The 16,989-nt window shown below is 50.3% G+C and carries 15 protein-coding genes and 1 tRNA gene; 6 read left to right on the top strand and 10 right to left on the bottom strand.

Annotated elements, in window-relative coordinates:
* Positions 1 to 35: 35 nt before the first annotated feature.
* The 8 genes from HNV11_RS15950 to HNV11_RS15915 all read right to left on the bottom strand — a co-directional run bounded on the left by HNV11_RS15950 (position 36) and on the right by HNV11_RS15915 (position 8,272).
* A complete protein-coding gene (locus tag HNV11_RS15950; protein WP_171740610.1) occupies positions 36 to 854 on the bottom strand; it encodes an oxidoreductase in 819 nt (272 codons plus the stop codon).
* A gap of 179 nt (positions 855 to 1,033) precedes the next feature.
* Positions 1,034 to 1,783, bottom strand: coding sequence for a hypothetical protein (locus HNV11_RS15945; protein ID WP_171740609.1), 750 nt, complete (start codon positions 1,781 to 1,783; stop codon positions 1,034 to 1,036).
* 90 nt (positions 1,784 to 1,873) lie between these two features.
* Positions 1,874 to 2,857 (bottom strand): alpha/beta hydrolase, encoded by a 984-nt coding sequence (locus HNV11_RS15940; RefSeq protein ID WP_171740608.1) that lies wholly within the window; start codon positions 2,855 to 2,857, stop codon positions 1,874 to 1,876.
* A gap of 185 nt (positions 2,858 to 3,042) precedes the next feature.
* Positions 3,043 to 3,633 (bottom strand): sugar O-acetyltransferase, encoded by a 591-nt coding sequence (locus HNV11_RS15935; protein WP_171740607.1) that lies wholly within the window; start codon positions 3,631 to 3,633, stop codon positions 3,043 to 3,045.
* 111 nt (positions 3,634 to 3,744) lie between these two features.
* Positions 3,745 to 5,982 (bottom strand): xanthine dehydrogenase family protein molybdopterin-binding subunit, encoded by a 2,238-nt coding sequence (locus HNV11_RS15930; RefSeq protein ID WP_171740606.1) that lies wholly within the window; start codon positions 5,980 to 5,982, stop codon positions 3,745 to 3,747.
* Between the two features lie 2 nt (positions 5,983 to 5,984).
* A complete protein-coding gene (locus HNV11_RS15925; protein WP_171740605.1) occupies positions 5,985 to 7,019 on the bottom strand; it encodes an FAD binding domain-containing protein in 1,035 nt (344 codons plus the stop codon).
* Positions 7,016 to 7,651: a (2Fe-2S)-binding protein gene (locus tag HNV11_RS15920; RefSeq protein WP_171740604.1), complete on the bottom strand. Its 636-nt coding sequence runs from the start codon at positions 7,649 to 7,651 to the stop codon at positions 7,016 to 7,018. Before HNV11_RS15920 ends, HNV11_RS15925 begins: the two co-directional genes overlap by 4 nt.
* A 123-nt stretch (positions 7,652 to 7,774) precedes the next feature.
* On the bottom strand, positions 7,775 to 8,272 hold the full coding sequence (locus HNV11_RS15915; protein WP_171740603.1) for a cyclophilin-like fold protein: 498 nt from the start codon (positions 8,270 to 8,272) through the stop codon (positions 7,775 to 7,777).
* Positions 8,273 to 8,504: 232 nt separating this feature from the next.
* Between HNV11_RS15915 and HNV11_RS15910 the strand changes: the two genes are divergently transcribed.
* The 4 genes from HNV11_RS15910 to HNV11_RS15895 all read left to right on the top strand — a co-directional run bounded on the left by HNV11_RS15910 (position 8,505) and on the right by HNV11_RS15895 (position 11,443).
* Positions 8,505 to 9,395: a helix-turn-helix domain-containing protein gene (locus HNV11_RS15910; protein WP_171740602.1), complete on the top strand. Its 891-nt coding sequence runs from the start codon at positions 8,505 to 8,507 to the stop codon at positions 9,393 to 9,395.
* A gap of 257 nt (positions 9,396 to 9,652) precedes the next feature.
* Positions 9,653 to 10,048 (top strand): (R)-mandelonitrile lyase, encoded by a 396-nt coding sequence (locus HNV11_RS15905; RefSeq protein ID WP_317168005.1) that lies wholly within the window; start codon positions 9,653 to 9,655, stop codon positions 10,046 to 10,048.
* A 59-nt stretch (positions 10,049 to 10,107) separates the two neighbouring features.
* Positions 10,108 to 10,968: an aldo/keto reductase gene (locus HNV11_RS15900; RefSeq protein ID WP_171740601.1), complete on the top strand. Its 861-nt coding sequence runs from the start codon at positions 10,108 to 10,110 to the stop codon at positions 10,966 to 10,968.
* Between the two features lie 73 nt (positions 10,969 to 11,041).
* Positions 11,042 to 11,443, top strand: a complete 402-nt coding sequence (locus HNV11_RS15895; protein ID WP_171740600.1) for a (R)-mandelonitrile lyase — start codon at positions 11,042 to 11,044, stop codon at positions 11,441 to 11,443.
* Positions 11,444 to 11,630: 187 nt separating this feature from the next.
* Here HNV11_RS15895 and HNV11_RS15890 read toward each other — a convergent pair whose 3' ends face one another.
* Positions 11,631 to 11,963, bottom strand: a complete 333-nt coding sequence (locus HNV11_RS15890) for a hypothetical protein (RefSeq protein ID WP_171740599.1) — start codon at positions 11,961 to 11,963, stop codon at positions 11,631 to 11,633.
* Positions 11,964 to 12,261: 298 nt separating this feature from the next.
* On the opposite strand from HNV11_RS15890, the gene HNV11_RS15885 reads away from it, so the two are divergent.
* A tRNA-Arg gene (locus HNV11_RS15885) sits at positions 12,262 to 12,335 on the top strand.
* Between the two features lie 83 nt (positions 12,336 to 12,418).
* Here the strand turns inward: HNV11_RS15885 and HNV11_RS15880 are convergent.
* Complete coding sequence (locus HNV11_RS15880) at positions 12,419 to 12,976, bottom strand: hypothetical protein (protein ID WP_205402734.1); 558 nt, start codon at positions 12,974 to 12,976, stop codon at positions 12,419 to 12,421.
* A gap of 214 nt (positions 12,977 to 13,190) precedes the next feature.
* Here HNV11_RS15880 and HNV11_RS15875 point away from each other — a divergent pair, with 214 nt between their 5' ends.
* A complete protein-coding gene (locus tag HNV11_RS15875; RefSeq protein WP_171740598.1) occupies positions 13,191 to 16,964 on the top strand; it encodes a class I SAM-dependent DNA methyltransferase in 3,774 nt (1,257 codons plus the stop codon).
* The last annotated feature ends 25 nt before the right edge of the window (positions 16,965 to 16,989 follow it).

The raw sequence follows: 16,989 nt of genomic DNA, 5'->3' as shown, positions 1-16,989 counted from the left end.
TCTACTTAACTCCTTACTTTTAGGTACTTTCGACTTTAAGCTGCGCTCGTAATGATCTTGTCGAATGCCCGGTCACCCAGCCATTGACGCATCAGAATCATGGGTTTGGCCATAAACCCTTTTACGTACCTTGTGTTCGGTTTCGACGTAGTGGCTGCTTTCACGATTTCTTTGGCCAGTACGTCCTGATCGGTCAGGTTTTTTCCGGTTGCATACATATTGGCCATACTATCGGCTGCTTTTGTTGCGCCTTCGGCATACGCTCCGCGGCCCGATACTTTTTTCAAGCCTTCGGCGGCAATGACTCCCCAGGCTGTTTTAACGCCCCCTGGTTCAACGACCACGACGTCAATGCCGAATGGCTTTACTTCCAGTCGCAGGCAGTCGGACCAGCCTTCCAGGGCATGTTTGGTGGCATGATACCAGGCACCGTAGGGCGTATAGATCTTGCCCCCCATGGACGATATGTTGATGATTCGACCTGATTTTTGCTCGCGCATCGTGGGCAAAACCAATTGCGTTAACCGGGCCAGTCCGAATATATTCACCTCAAATTGCCGGCGGGCTTCCTCAATGGGCACATCTTCAACCGCCCCGTATGAGCCATAACCGGCATTGTTGATTAATACGTCAATTCGGCCTTCCTGGCCCAAAATGGTGTTGACGCAGTTGACGATTGATTCGTCTTGCGTGAGGTCTAACGAAACAACCGAAATACCCTGGCTTTCCAGCGGTTTCATTTCGTTCGTTCTTCGGGCTGCGCCATACACTTTATACCCTTGTTGGCTCAATAGTATGGCGGTCGATTCGCCCATCCCGGAAGAGGCTCCGGTTACCAGCGCTACTTTGTTCATGTTGTTGTGTTATTATTTATAACACAAATGTCCGCTGAATGAGGTAGTTGGTGTTAACACAAAAACAGGTTCGTTGTATACAAATCCTTGTTTGGCATTCTCTGCCGTTTTCAGGTCACTACCAGGTAAAAGCCGATGGATAACTAAGCGTTAGGAACGAACGATCAATCGTAACCCACTCAGTACGCATACGTCAAACTTACGTTCCAGATAAAATCATCACTTGGGATAGTCGACTGGATTTTCTGATTGACGATTGCTGAAACCGCCAGCGGGAAGCGGTTCCGGGTCAGTGTAAAGGCCGACGTAGCGTAGTAGCCTTTCAGCGCATCGATGGTCACCAGATACAGTTGGGGAGCAATCCGCAGTTCTGCCCCGTTCACCAGCGGAATCTGGGAAAAATTGCCGGTAAGCGACATAAAATTGGTTGCCCTGGGCGCACCGGAAAATCCTCTTGAATGGAGGTAATACATGCCCAGGCTGGCTCGCTTCGACAGGTGATAGGTGGGGGCAAGTTCACCTACGAAATACCGGACAGCCGTCAGTGCTTCACCCGTGGGGCCACCTGGAGGGAGCACCGTATTGGTGAATACCACCGAGGGGTGAACCCCCACGTTCATGCTGAATTTTGGGGTTTCTATCGCTTTGTAGCGTACCCAGAAAATAAAGAACCAGGGCTTGGCATTTTCCAGGGCGAACGTCAGCTGGGGCTCGAAGCTGAAGCGGCCCCGGCGGGCGGTCACATCAAAGATGGCGGCTGGCCGGCCCAGGTTGAACGTTGGGATCAGGGAGATACCATTGTTGGTTACGGTTACCGCTCCTGTAAAGGTTTTCTGCTGCGGCAGTTGCTGTTGCAGGCTATCGGTCTGTTGGGCAAAAGCAAGGCCGGGGAGCCCGCTCAAAAGTAAGACGAGTAGTTGTTTCTTCATTTGATAGATGGATCGGTCGGGTAGGATTGGCTGGCCAACGCAAGCATATCGGATAGTCGCTTACCCATCCTCTGCCTGTAGGCACTGAATTCAGTTTTTTACGGTGTATTGTTTGAGAAAAGCTTCCACCAGATCGAACGTTTTCCGGCTCCAGAATTCCGGGCTGCCGTGGTCGGCCCCTTTTAACTGGTAAAACTGATACCGATAGTTATTCTTTTCGAGGGCATCGGCCAGCAGCACACTTTGCTGAAAGGGTACTAACCGGTCTTTGGAGCCATGAATTAGGAGGATGGGTGCTCCATTTTTGGCGCTTTTGATGTAATTGATAGGATTGGTTGCAGCGGCCAGTTCTTTATTTTCCAGCACATTCTTCCCGCCCAGCAACTGGCCTTCGGGGCTCTTGGGACCAATATGATCAAAAATAGACGGCTCTAAATTCATCTGCGTAATGTCCGTCGGACCATAGAAATCGACAACGGCATTCACCGTTATAGGGTAGTTGCCCAGCTCTTTGGTATCCAGCTCCGGGTTGTTTTGCGTTAAGCCGACCATTAGTGCCGTATGCCCGCCGGATGAATCGCCCCAGATAAACACGTTGTTTACGTCGACATGATACGTAGCGGCCTGTTCCCGCATGAAACGGATCGCGGTTTTGGTGTCCTGAAGTTGCGCGGGAAAGCTGGCTACCGACGAAGGACGATACTCCACCACGGCGATGACATATCCCCGCCGGGCAAATTCGGCCAGTTGCGGCAAATTGGCGTAGACATTTTGCTTCATCCAGGCAGACCCCTGCACGTAAACGATACAGGGCCTTTTGCCTTTGGCGAATGTTGGCTCAATTATCTGTAAGGTCAGATCCAGCCCATCGCGGGTGATGTATTTTACATTCGGTCGATACGTTACCAGGGAACTATCCCGGTCAATCGAGACGACTTTCATGGTTGTAGACGAAGCCTTCGATTCCGGAAAATCGGCATAGGTGTAGGGTTTGGGCGGAATCGTCGGGCTTATTTGGGCCAGGCTCTTGACGGCCAAAAGACAGGCGAATAAGGAAAAAACAGAGGATTTCATCGTCTTACTTGAAACAGATTTACTATTGATTTCACCGAACACGGCTGGTAACTGAAGCCTTATAACAGTTCATCGCTGTCGAACAAGCTTAATTGGTTACCAGACTCCCGATAATAGGTAGTCTCTGGGTGCAGATTACAAAGAACCAGACAAGCCGTTTGTGAACCGAAAAATAGTTTCGCTGGCTACAGGTGTTTGACAACCTTTGCCGGAATCCCGGCCACCACCGTATTCGCCGGTACATCGCGGCTGACGATCGCCCCGGCCGCTACAACGGCGTTCTCTCCGATGGTAACACCGGGTAGCACCGTAGCACCCGCTCCAATCCAGGCGTTGCGCTTCACCACAATGGGACGTGGAATCAGCGTCTGGCGGTCGCCAGGGTCGAGCGGGTGGTTTTCCGACGTCAGATTGACGCGGGGGCCAATCTGTACATCGTCCTCGATAGTGATACCGCCAATATCCAGCAACGAACAGGCGTGGTTGATAAAGACGTTTCTGCCTATTTTGAGAAACTGGCCGAAGTTGGTGTAAAACGGCGGAAAAATCGTTGTTGACTCGTCGATCTCATCCCCAATGATGGCACTCAACTGATTTCTTACCTGGTCAACGTCGGTAGCGGTGGCATTCATCTGGACGCAAAGCCGAATGGTGCGGGAAACAACTTCACCAAATTTTCCGTATTCCGGGTCATCCTTTCGCAGCAGTTCTCCCGCTCGTAGCCGCTCTAAAAGGCCTGAACTGGCAAGCGATTGTTTATCAGCAATTTCAATCATTTTTTTCGCAAAAACTATATGTATTCATTCCGTTCTAAAGCAGTTTTTTGGCCTTAGAACGCGGCAATTTAGTTAATCCGGATTGGGGCCATACAGGGCTTTCTGAGCCTCTTAAACCAGCTTCTGCATGACTTTATCGGGGGTGATGGGCAGATCGCGGACGCGCTGACCGGTAGCGTTGAAGACCGCATTAGCGACGGCCGCAGCAAACCCGATCAAGGCAATTTCACCCATGCCTTTCGCCCCCATCGGGTTGATGATAGGATCGGGCTTATCAATCGTGATGGTCTCGATAGCCGGTACGTCGGCGTTCACCGCTACGTGGTAATCGGCCAGGTTATTATTCACAAACCGACCGAATCGATGGTCGATCAGGGCTTCTTCTGTTAAGGCCATGCCGATGCCACCGGCCACCCCACCAATCATCTGACTGGCCGCCGTTTTAGGACTCACGATCCGGCCCGAATCGGCTACGCTAACGGCCTTAGTGACCCGTACTACGCCCGTTAAGGGGTTGACCCGCACCTGCACAAAATGCACCGAGAAGGAATACATGGAGTACTTGGCCTGTTCCGGCCCGCCTTTCGAGTCTTTTGTTTTGTCAATGACGGTCAGGTTATTGGTCCGCATCAACTCGTTGACGGCTACTTTTTTGGCCGGCTCTTTCTCCACCGAAAGGACACCATCCGTTAGGGTCAGTTCTTCCGCCTGACGACCAGCCAAAGGGCCACCGTCTTTACTGGCCAGCTCGACCAACGCCTGTTTGATGGCCGTACAGGCATCGAACACCGCCGAGCCCACCGCCGAAATGATGGCCGAACCACCCTGCGTTGGTGCTTTGGGTAGCGATGTATCCCCGTATTCCACCTTAATCCGGTTGATGGGTACACCCAGCACGTTATGAGCGATCATCGTTAGGGCCGTTCCGGTTCCTGGTCCGATATCAGTCACCGCACTTTGAACGGTCAGAGATCCGTCAGCCTTCAACAGCGCGCGGGCGCTGGCTTCCCACCGAAAGGCGCTGAATACGCCCGTACTCATGCCGTAGCCAATTTGCCAGTCGCCTTCCCGCTGACTGAGCGGTTGGGCCTTCCGATTGGTCCAGCCAATAGCGTCGGCCCCGCGTTGGTAAGCTTCCCTGAGGTGCTTGCTCGAATACGGTCGGTTATGCTCGGGGTCGGTTTCGGAGTAGTTCCGTAAGCGGAATTCAATGGGGTCTAAATTCAGCTTATGAGCCATCTCGTCCATGGCGGATTCCAGCGCAAAAGCGCCCGTTGCTTCACCCGGCCCCCGCATCCAGATGGGCACGCTCCGGTCGAGCCGGACCAGGCGGTAGCGGGTGCTGACGTTGGGACAGGCGTACATGAACTTGGTCATGTTGACGGTCGCTTCGGTGAAGTCTTCATATCGGGCGGTCTCTGCGGTAGCGGCATGGGCAATACTGACCAGCTTACCGTCTTTGTCTGCACCCATCTGAATGGTCTGCACCGTATAGGGCCGGTGGCCCACCAGCGTAAACATCTGACTGCGGTTCACCACCAGTTTCAGCGGTCGGCCAATTTTTTTGGCAATGGCGACGACTGCCGTTTCCTGCGGCCAGGTTCTGAGGCCCATACCAAATCCTCCACCCATGAACTCGGTATGTACATGGATATTTTTTGGGTCGATTTTAAACGCTTGCGCCATTGCGTTTTGGGTGGCGTTTACTCCCTGCGTTTTGGCGTAAATCATCAACTGCTTATCGCCAGTCCAGTGGGCCAGAATACCGTGGAGTTCCATCGGGTTGTGCACCTCAATCGGTATGATGTAATTAGCCTCCAGCGTTACCGGAGCCGTTTGATAGGCATCGGCTTTTCCCCGTGAATAATTACCTCCCTCCGCTCCTTTGGGCGCAATGCCCTCGGCTACGTGTTTTTGCAAATCGGTTCGGGCAGTCTGTTTGTTATAGGTTGCTTTAACCAGCGAAGCCGCGTAGGTGGCCCGTTCAAAGGTGTCGGCTACAACGATGGCAATAGGCTGCCCATCGAAGAAGATTTTGGGGCTGCTCAGGATTCGATATTGCTCTTCTCTGGGCCGTGGGGGCGGGCCGTCGGCTTCACCGCCCACGGGCGCATTCCAACCCGGAATGGGCGGCATGTTCTGGTGGGTAAACACGCCCAGCACACCCGGTGCACCCTGCGCTTTTTTCGTATCCAGGCTGGTGATGGTGCCCCGACCGATCTCGCTGCCCACCAGGACGCAATAGGCCATGCCCGGCAAGTTGAAATCAGCGAAGTAGTTGGCCCCGCCGGTCACTTTCAGTCGTCCATCAATCCTGTCAATGGGCGGGTTTTTTAGGTCTTTGCTCATGATCAGGCGGTTTTTGTGGCGGTTTTCAACGCGTCAACAATCGAGTTGGGGGCCAGCGTTAGTTTAAAGTCGTTCTCACCGTAGCCTTTGGCGCCCTGCATAGCCAGCGTGGCAGCTTGTTTGAAGTTGGCTTCGGTAGCTTCTTTGCCAGTTAAAAACTGCTCGGCTGCGGTCAACCGCCAGGGCTTATGCGCTACACCACCCATTGCCAGCCGGACGTCCTGAATGGTCTTTCCTTTCATTGTCAGACCCACACCTACCGACACCAGCGCGAAGGCATACGAAGCCCGGTCCCGCACTTTGAGATAGTAGGAATTATCAGCAAAACGATTCGTTGGCAGATCCACCGACATAATCAGTTCGCCGGGTGCCAGCGTAGTGTCTTTTTGTGGGCTGTCGCCAGGTAGCCGATGGAACTCGCTGAATGGGATTTTACGGTCACCGTTGGGCCCCGATACGTTCACCGTTGCGTCCAGAGCCACCAGCGCAATGCACATATCGCTGGGGTGTACGGCAATGCACTTAGCACTTCGGTCCGCCGATGCGGTCCCGAAAATGGCGTGCATCCGATTATGACCGCCCAGCGCGCCACAACCCGTTGGCCCGTTTACCTGCCCTTTGTCGATACCCGCCTGCACCGGGCTTCGCTTGTTACAGGGCATCGACGTATCATAGAAATACGGGCAGCGCGTGCGTTGCATCATATTACCACCCACCGTGGCCATGTTGCGCAGTTGGGCTGAAGCACCCGCGTTGAGCGCCATCGAGAGCAGAGGAAAGTGCTTTTTTACCAACTCGTTATCCGCAACGGCTGAGTTTTTGGCCAGGGCACCAATGCGCAAACCACTGCTCGTTTTCTCAATCGTTGCCAGGGGTAGTTTATTGATATCGATGAGCCGCTGGGGAATAATGACTTCGCGCTTCATCAGATCGATGAGGTTGGTGCCACCGGCCAGAAAGTACGTGCCCGCTTCTCTAGAGATCGCCGAAATAGCGGCTTTAGGGTCCGTAACCCGCGTAAACTGAAACGGATTCATACCTTGGCTCCTCCTTTTTTTACGTCCATGATGGCCTCGACAATATTGGCGTATGCCCCGCACCGGCAGATGTTGCCGCTCATGTACTCGCGGATTTCTTCCGGCGAATGGGCGTGGCCTTCCCGAATACAGGCCACCGCCGACATGATTTGTCCGGGGGTGCAGTAGCCGCACTGGAAGCCGTCGTGTTTGATAAACGCTTCCTGCATCGGGTGCAGCTGGTCTCCATCGGCCAGGCCTTCAATTGTCGTTACGTTGCTGCCTTCGGTGGTCATGGCTAGTGTCAAACACGAATTGATCCGCTGCCCGTCGACGTGGACCGTGCAGGCTCCGCATTGGCCATGATCACAACCTTTCTTGGTGCCCGTCAGGTGCAACTGTTCCCTAAGCAAATCCAGCAGCGTGACTCTGGGTTCGATGCTGATTTGCTGGGCTTTCCCGTTGACGGTCAGCCGAAGCGGCATCTGCTCAACGGCCCGCGCCATTTTCTCATGGAGACCGCTGTCAACCGCTTTTACCGCAGCGGGGGGGGTTAATGCCCAGGCCGCCAGGGCGGAAGACTGTTTGAGAAAAACCCGCCGGGATGTGTCCGGGCTTTCTAACTCGTCATTGGGATGTTCAGGCTGAGCCATAGGATGAGGTTTAGTAATGTTGTTGAACGACCATTGCCGCGTTGGGAGCCAGAGTCAAATCCGACTCGTACTGTAAAGTGCCTGAGGTCAGGTAGATTGTAACGCCTTCGGAAGGAAATAAGCTTATTCCAAGGTAAAGCTGACCGTTACGCTTCCCCTACCCAGGGCAGCCGCCAGCCCCGCTGGATTATCAATCCGGCCAAGTTTGGTATAGCTATAGGAGGTTCGGAAGGATTCATAGAAGAGCACCAGCGTACTGGAACCGTACAGCATCAGATCCCCCGCCTGAATGGTGCCGGGATTGGTCGCATTCGTGGGTAAGCCATTCGGCAGATCAGCAAACTTTTCATTCCCGTTCAGCTCTTTCATCGACAGCGTGAGCGGCAGCCGGGCTTTAAAAGCGGTTACGGTTGGGTTGCTGAGCAGCGTCGCGGTAAAGGTGCTGGAGCCAACCCGAACGCGTAGCCGGTTGGAAGAACTATCCGTAATCAGGTTTGGATCGGGGCTGGCTGGGTTGGACATAGTCGGTTGATCAACGGGAATCAGGTTATCTGTTTTGCAAGCCATACTGCCAACAATAAATAACAAGATAGGCAGCAGGAGTAATTGGGTCTGTTTCATACGTGTTGAGATCGATCTACTTCATGGACAGGTATTTAGTCTGCATTTCGTTAATCACAGGACAAAATTACCCCACAGCCATACCCCGGCTTTTATACATTTTACGGTTTTACTTACCACTTTTACTGATACCCTAATGATGGATGGTTTCGGGCTGTAGATTTGACTAAAAATCGGCTGGCAGGAGTCCCAGCAACGACTGACCGTCGCGCTCCGCACCGAACCCTACGCGATGCTAGTCTACGACACGATAAAAAAATATGCGGATGCGTTCAACAACAAGACGCAGCATCCGCTGATCAGCCTGGTTGATTTTAACCAGTCAAACCCGCTCCCAAGGGCGAAGTTTACGATCAGTTTCTATGCCATTATCCTCAAAGAAACCCGCTGTGGTGATTTGCGGTATGGCAACCAGTATTATGACTATGCCGAAGGAACGATGGTCTTTTTTGGACCTGGCCAGGTCATTACCAATGAACCCGAAGGCGAGCTGCATCAGCCTTACGGGAAGGCCCTCATCGTTCACCCCGATCTGATCAAAGGCACGAGTTTAGGCAGACAGATTCACGAATATTCGTTTTTCAGCTATCAATCCCACGAGGCCCTGCATCTGTCGGAGAAAGAGCGGGAGGTTGTAACGACCTGTTTTGGCAACATTGCCACTGAAGTGGGCCAAAACATTGACCGCCACAGTAAAGCGCTGATTGTGGCTAATCTGGAATTGCTCCTGAAGTATTGTTCCCGTTTTTACGACCGCCAGTTCATTACCCGTGAGCATATCAATCATGGCATTCTGGAGCAGTTTGAACAGAAGCTTACGGACTATCTAGTGAGCGAAAAGCTACGTACTGATGGGATTCCAACGGTTTCCTACTTTGCCCAGGCGTTGCACCTGTCGCCCAATTACTTTGGTGACCTAATAAAAAAGGAAACCGGCAAGTCGGCCCTGGAATTCATCCAGCTCCGGCTGATCGATCTGGCCAAAGAACGGATTTTTGATACGGGTAAATCCATCAGTGAAATTTCCTATGAACTAGGCTTCAAATACCCGCAGCATTTTACGCGCTTCTTCAAACAACAGGTTGGCACGACACCCATTGCGTATCGAAATGGGTTGAACTAGCACTGGGTGAAACCGGTCGTACCTGCCTCAATTAGATTAGAAAGCCCTGGGTAATCTTGACCAGGGCAATCGGCTTGTGCTACTAACCCCATTACCGACCAGGACCTGCTCAACCGACTGGAAGAGTTCAAATTAAAACGGCTAAACACATGAAACACGTACGGACACGAACAGGCTTTATCATCATACTTGGCCTAGTGAGTCTTTGCCTAAGCCCCTGCCAGGCGCAAATGAGGACAAGCGGGGCAAAATCCACCATGGCGAGCGCTATTTTTCCTAAAGGGGAAAAAGGCCCCACCCAAACCTTTACCGGTACGGTATGGGTCCAGAATCTGGTAGCAAGCGATTCCATTTATCAGTTGGCCAGTGGCAGCGTTACGTTCGAGCCGGGAGCCCGCAGCTTTTGGCATGCTCATCCGAGTGGGCAGATTCTGCTGGTAACGGATGGGGTCGGCTACCACCAGTTGAAAGGAAAACCCCGGCAGATCATTCGGAAGGGGGACGTGGTGAAGTGTCCGCCGAATACGCCCCACTGGCACGGCGCTTCGGCTGACAGTTCCATGACCCACATTCATATTGTACCGAATACCGAAAAAGGCATTGTCAACTGGCTTCAGGCCGTCACGGATGCTGAATACAATGGGGCGCGGTAGCTATACACAAGGCAGCGACCATTACCAAAACTCACGTTTACTGTAAACTAGAAAAGAGGATGATTTTAAACGAAACCTATACGCTATCGAATGGCGTGGAGATACCCAAACTAGGTCTGGGAACCTGGTTCATCACTAATGAAGCGGTCGTACAGGCCGTCAAGGATGCAGTACAAATCGGTTACCGCCATATTGACACGGCTCAGGCCTACCAGAATGAAAGCGGAGTTGGCGAAGGCATCCGGGCCTGTGGTGTGAACCGGGAGGAGTTGTTTGTGACCACCAAGCTGGCTGCTGAGGTAAAATCGTACAAAGAAGCCGTAGCATCCATTGATGGCTCCCTTCACCGATTAGGCCTTGAGTACATTGACTTGATGATCATTCACAGCCCTAAACCATGGGCGGAATTTAGTGGCCCTGACCCTTATTTTGATGGAAATCGTGAAGCATGGCGAGCGCTTGAAGAAGCCTATACGGCGGGGAAACTTCGTGCCATTGGCCTCTCGAACTTCGAACAGGCAGACATTGATAACATTCTGGGCTCCTGCTCGGTGAAACCAGTGGTCAATCAGATTTTGGCGCATATCAGCAACACTCCTACCGAGTTGATTCACTATTCGCAGGAAAACGGCATGCTGGTAGAGGCTTATTCCCCCATTGGCCACGGTGAATTGTTGAAGAACAAGTCCATAACGGCTATAGCCCAAAACTACGGCGTTTCGGTGGCCCAGTTAAGTATCCGCTATTGCCTACAGCTTGGTCTGTTGCCACTACCAAAGACGGCCAATCCAGAGCATATGAAAACCAATGCCGAAGTAGCTTTCGTTATTTCGGAGGAGGATATGGAACGCCTAAGCAATATAGAACAAATCGAGCATTATGGAGAGGCTAGCATCTTTCCCGTATTCGGCCGGAAATAAAGGTTGTCATTAAGCTCTATCTAATAGAGCTAAAGGGAGAACATGGATTTATTAGACTAGGATTTAAAACGTTATGGAAATCACAAAAGTAGGGTCTCAACCCTCGAATAAAGGGCCAGAAGAATGGTTTACAGGATCGGTGCGTATCGATCCATTGTTTGCCGCCAATAATGCGAGACGTGGAGCAGCCGCCAGCGTTACATTTGAACCCGGGGCGCGAACTGCCTGGCATACCCATCCACTTGGTCAGACGCTCATCGTTACCGCTGGGTGCGGGTGGGTACAGCGGGAGGGTGGCTCAGTCGAAGAAATCCACCCTGGGGATATAATCTGGTTCGAACCCAACGAGAAGCACTGGCATGGTGCTACGGTAACCACAGGGATGACGCACATTGCCATCCAGGAAAACCTGAACGGCAAACAAGTGGAGTGGCTGGAGAAGGTAACCGATCAACAGTATCAGCTTTCTGAATAGGGAGTTGTATTTTTTTTAGTATTCATGGAAAAGATAATATAGTGCTTTGGGAGAAGGAGGTCATAGGTTCAAATTCTGCCACCCCGACACTAAAAAGGTTCTGTTTCATTGAACAGAACCTTTTTTTTTATGCCTTTAAAGGTAATCACTTCGCAAAAATTTACTGCATACTTGCCAGTAGCGCACTCTACGAATGTGTACCGACTATATCGGGAAAATCGGAGGGAGTGGGCGTTACTTCCAGCCTGGATACAGAAACAATCAGTGTGGCCAGCGCTTCTTTAGCTGTATCATTCACTGTTACAACCCAATCTGTCGCCAGCACTTTATGCGTCTTATGACTAATCGGGTTATTAACTAGGCTGGTTTTCTCTCCTTTTCGGGAGTGAGTGATATTGATTGCGTCGCCTTCTCTAAAGGTAGGAACGAAGCTGAAATAGCCATCGGCTATAATTGATCCCTCTTTACTGTCCGAGCCTGGCTCGTAGAAAATTACTTTCAAATCAGATTCTTTAGCCATGGGAGCTGTCAAGAGTTTATCGTGTATACAGGGCTAACTGCCGATAAGCGGAAATGTTACGAAGTAGCATCGTAGGCCTAACCGTATAAAACACCCTACGTAAGGAATGTTGTATAACGGGACAGCCAGGGAGATTGATCACAATGGGAAGGCGTTCAGATACGTATCGAAAGCTACACAATAGTCGATTTAAGCGTAGTTCTTTGTAAAATAATAGCAATCAACGTACTTTTGACGCAGTTTAGATCGGCCTGTCAATTCAAGTACATTGCTATTGCGGTCGATAGGAATACAAAAAGGTCCCGTAGCTCAGCTGGATAGAGCATCTGCCTTCTAAGCAGACGGTCAAGCGTTCGAATCGCTTCGGGATCACTTGATAATGAGCCGGTTAGCTAAGTGCTAATCGGCTTTTTTGTTGTTAGGTACAACACTAGGTACAACAATTATAAGCCAACTTACGATACGGTACTAAGTAGATAATCTTCAATACTTCTTAACTCTATATCATGCTTCACATTATAAAGTTGCTGCCACTTGAATAATTTCCGGGCTTTAGGTGTAAGCTTGCCTCGGTAAAATGTTTTGGCATAGGGCTTTTTTAATTCATCGAAAGCTTCCCTAACCTTATAGATTGGTCCATACATGCTTGCTATTGAACGATACGTTTTTGAATAAGTCTGACTTTCATACAGTGTTCCTTTAAAAGCATGGCGACTAACAAAGTACCTACCATCCGAATATAAGGTACGGCATCGTTTTCCAGTGCTGGGGCAGATGAAATACCAGATTCCTCCTTTCTTACCCAGATTGCTTGCAACCTGCACTAGCTGAATTTTATAATTTATTAACTCCTCCCTTGCCCTGTATTTCAACTCAATATAGTCGCCTGGATATAGGCAGTTCAAATTGACGGTTACTTCAATAGCAGCTCGTACTTCATCGCTATTGTTCCTCCACGTTATAACAGTCGAGGCCCAGCCTATTAGCAGTTTCATCCGTTTAAGATCGGCCATTGTTAGCGTTCTTAGATCATTGTAATTCCATCGGAACGTGGGTGTTCGTGGCATAGTGACAGTTGAAAACACGGTTATAGCCTAAATCTTTAGGGAAGTTCTCAACGGTATCACTGAATGTAAGACAATGACCGCTTATTGAATTTCCCTTCCTTCGTTTGTGGATAGAACGTTTTTTACGTTACTTGAACGCCCTTTAAAGATACAAAATAGAATGCTGCTTACTATCCGCAAACCCGCTAAATCCCTTGATCCAACCTATAATCTACAACCCGGTAACCGCGAACAGATTGAGCAGTTCAAAGCGCAGTTTATCCGGCTGCTGAGCCACATTAACGAAAAGGAAAGTGAGGAGAACGTTAAGGATCACTTGATGGACTTCTTAAAAGAAGTCTATTACAAGGAGGCTTACGTGGTTGCGCCAAAAGGCAAAACCGATTTTGTCATTCACTTAGGCAAAGACGCCACTACACCCGCCGGGGTGCTGTTTGAGGTCAAGCGGCCACTCAACAAGGGCGAAATGGTGACCCGCCAGAACCTCAACACCAAAGCCTTTCACGAACTGCTGCTGTACTACTTTCAGGAACGCCAGCGGGCCAAGAACAGCGACATTCGCCATTGTGTCATTACGAACGTTTATGAGTGGTTCATCTTTGACGCGGCCCTGATTGACCGGCTGTTCTACCGCAATGCCCATCTGACCAAAGAATACAAAGCCTGGGCAGCGGGGCAGAAAGTGAGCAAAAACAATGACCTGTTCTATAATGAGATTGTCAAGCCGTTTCTGGCGGAGCTGACCGACGAAATCACGTTTACCTATTTCGACCTACGCGACTATCAGACCATTGTAGCCGATGCCGACAAGGCCAATGACAAAGCCCTGCTGTCGCTCTATAAGATTCTGTCACCGACGCACCTGCTGAAGCTGCCAGCGGCTACCGACAGCAATCGGCTCAATCCAAAGTTCTATTCGGAGCTGTTGCACCTGATCGGCCTGGAAGAAGTCAAGGAAGGCGGTAAGAAGGTGATCCGGCGTAAAGAAGCGGGTAAGCGGGATGAGGGGTCACTACTGGAAAACACCCTTATTGAGCTGGACACATCGGGCAAGTTCTATCAGCTTCACGACCGGAGCCAGTACGGGGCCACAACTGACGAACAACTGTTCAGCGTAGCCCTGGAACTGTGCATTACCTGGGTTAACCGGGTCTTGTTCCTAAAGCTACTGGAATCGCAGTTAGTCAAGTATCACAACGGTAACAGGGATTACGCTTTCTTGAACGGGGAAACCATACCCGATTTTGATGAACTAAACAAGCTGTTCTTTCGGGTGTTGGCTCGTAAACCGTCCGAACGGCAGGTATCCATTCAGGCCAAGTTCGGGCGTATTCCCTACCTCAACAGTTCGCTATTCGAGCTGACTGAGCTAGAAAACGATACCTTACCCGTCAGCCAGTTAGATAACAGTCTGACCTTACCCGTTCTGCGTAATAGCGTCCTAAAGGACAATTCAGCTTATCGGGACGCCAAAGATTTAGGGACGCTTTCCTATCTGTTTGCGTTTCTGGACGCCTATGATTTTTCGTCCGAAAGCCGGGAAGACATTCAGGAGAAGAACCGTACCCTGATCAACGCCAGTGTGCTGGGGCTGATCTTTGAGAAGATCAACGGCTACAAAGATGGGTCATTCTATACGCCGGGCTTCATTACCGAGTATATGTGCCGGGAAGCCATTCGCAAAGCGGTGGTGCAGAAGTTCAACGATGCGAAAGGCTGGAACTGTAAGGACTTTGAAGCCCTGGAAGACAAAGACCTTGACCGGGATGAGGCCAACGCCCTGATCAACGAAATCCGCATCTGTGACCCGGCGGTTGGTTCGGGGCACTTTCTGGTATCGGGCCTCAATGAGCTGATTGCCATTAAATCCGACCTGAAGCTGTTGCAGGATGACAGCGGCAAGCGGCTAAAAGGCTATCAGGTCAGCATTCTGAATGATGAGTTGGTGGTACAAGATGAGGACGACGAACCCTTTAGCTATGTGCTGCAAGCGACGGGCAAACCAACGCCTGAACGCCAGCGGGTGCAAAAGACCTTGTTCCGCGAAAAGCAGACCATCATTGAAAACTGTTTGTTCGGGGTGGACATCAACCCCAACTCGGTGAAGATTTGCCGCTTACGGCTGTGGATTGAGCTGCTGAAGAATGCCTACTACACCGACGAATCAGGCTTTAGTGAACTGGAAACTTTGCCTAACATTGACATCAACATCAAACAGGGAAATAGCCTGCTCAGTAAGTTTAGTTTGACAGAAGACCTCAGCGAGGTATTCCGCAAGCAGAAGTTCAGCCTACGCACGTACAAGGATGCCGTAAAAGCCTACAAAGAAGCCAGAAGCAAAGACGCCAAAGCTGATCTGTTGCGGTTCATCAATGAAATCAAAAGCCAGTTTCGCGAAACCGTCTTTAACCGCGACCCGCGCCGGGCGAGACTGTCCAAGCTACGGGGGGAACGCATACTTCTGGATAGTGAGCTAAGTATTTTCGAGACTGTCAAGGATCCGAAGGTAATCGCCTTTGAGAAGAAACGGTACGACAAGCTCATTGAACAGGTAGAAACCGAAATTTCCAGTATTGAAAACAACGCCCTATATCGGGGATCGTTTGAATGGCGGTTCGAGTTCCCGGAAGTATTGGACGATAAAGGTGACTTTGTAGGCTTTGATGCTGTGATCGGCAACCCGCCGTATATCCGACAGGAGGAGTTAGGCGAATCCAAGACGCTTTTGAAAAAGGACTTTCCAAAAACCTACGCAGGTACGGCTGATCTTTACGTCATGTTTGTTGAACATGGCTTACGGATTCTGCGGCCTAATGGTCAGTTCGTCTTTATTATCCCGAATAAATGGATGAGGGCGGGTTATGGGGTAAGCCTGCGTAGATGGCTAAAAACGTTGGCAATTGAGCAGATTGTTGACTTTGGGGACTTGCCCATTTTTGATGAAGCAACCACTTATCCAAGTATCCTAAGCATTCAGAAGGCTATGGCCGTTGAACGGTTCCAGGTGGCATTGGTAGATACACTGCAATACGCCGATGGCCTGGCGGCTTACATTCAGACAAATCGTTTTGAAGTAGAAACCGAAAGTTTACAGGATGAGGGTTGGCAACTAACCAACGTAGCCGTTCAGCGGCTCATGGCGAAGCTCAGAAAAGGCGGCATGCCACTCGGCGAATACGTAGAAGGGAAAATCTATTACGGCATAAAGACCGGACTTAATGAAGCGTTTGTAATTGATGCAGCGACGAAAGACAGGTTAATTGCAGAAGACCCTCGTAGTGCTAACGTAATAAAGCCATTTCTGGCTGGAAGGGACATTAAGCGGTATCAAACGCCAAAGGTGGATAAGCACCTGATCTTTACTCGGCGGGGCATTAACATTGAATATTACCCGGCGATTTTAAGACACTTGGAACAATTCAAAGAACGACTAATGCCTTGTCCTAAAGACTGGAAAGGTGACTGGAAAGGCCGTAAGGCGGGAACGTACAAATGGTATGAAATACAGGATGCAGTTGATTACTATAAAGAATTTGAGAAGCCGAAACTAATGCTGCCGGATATTGCCGTTAAGAACCAAGTTATTCACGACGAAACTGGCTCATATAGTGTGAACACTGCTTATATTATTGCTAGCGACGATAAAAGCTTGTTAGCTATTTTAAACTCAAGTGTTGTTTTGTATTTCTATGCTAGTATTACCTCATCCATTAGGGGGGGATATCTAAGGTTTATTCGGCAATATCTTGAACAAATACCTATTCCTGCAATGACCGAAGCACAGCGTTACAGTTTAGAAGTAGTAGCTGACAGAATAATGACCGCCAAAGCTACCGATCCAATCGCCGATACTTCAGCGTTAGAAGCTGAAGTAGACCGGTTGGTTTACGCCCTGTATGGGCTGACAGATGAGGAGATTGCGATTGTTGAGTAATCAGGAACTAACAAATAATTAAGAC

Source organism: Spirosoma taeanense (genome assembly GCF_013127955.1).
Classification (GTDB): domain Bacteria; phylum Bacteroidota; class Bacteroidia; order Cytophagales; family Spirosomataceae; genus Spirosoma; species Spirosoma taeanense.
The sequence above is the reverse complement of the archived record's forward strand: the minus strand, read 5'-3'. Positions and strand labels throughout refer to the sequence as shown.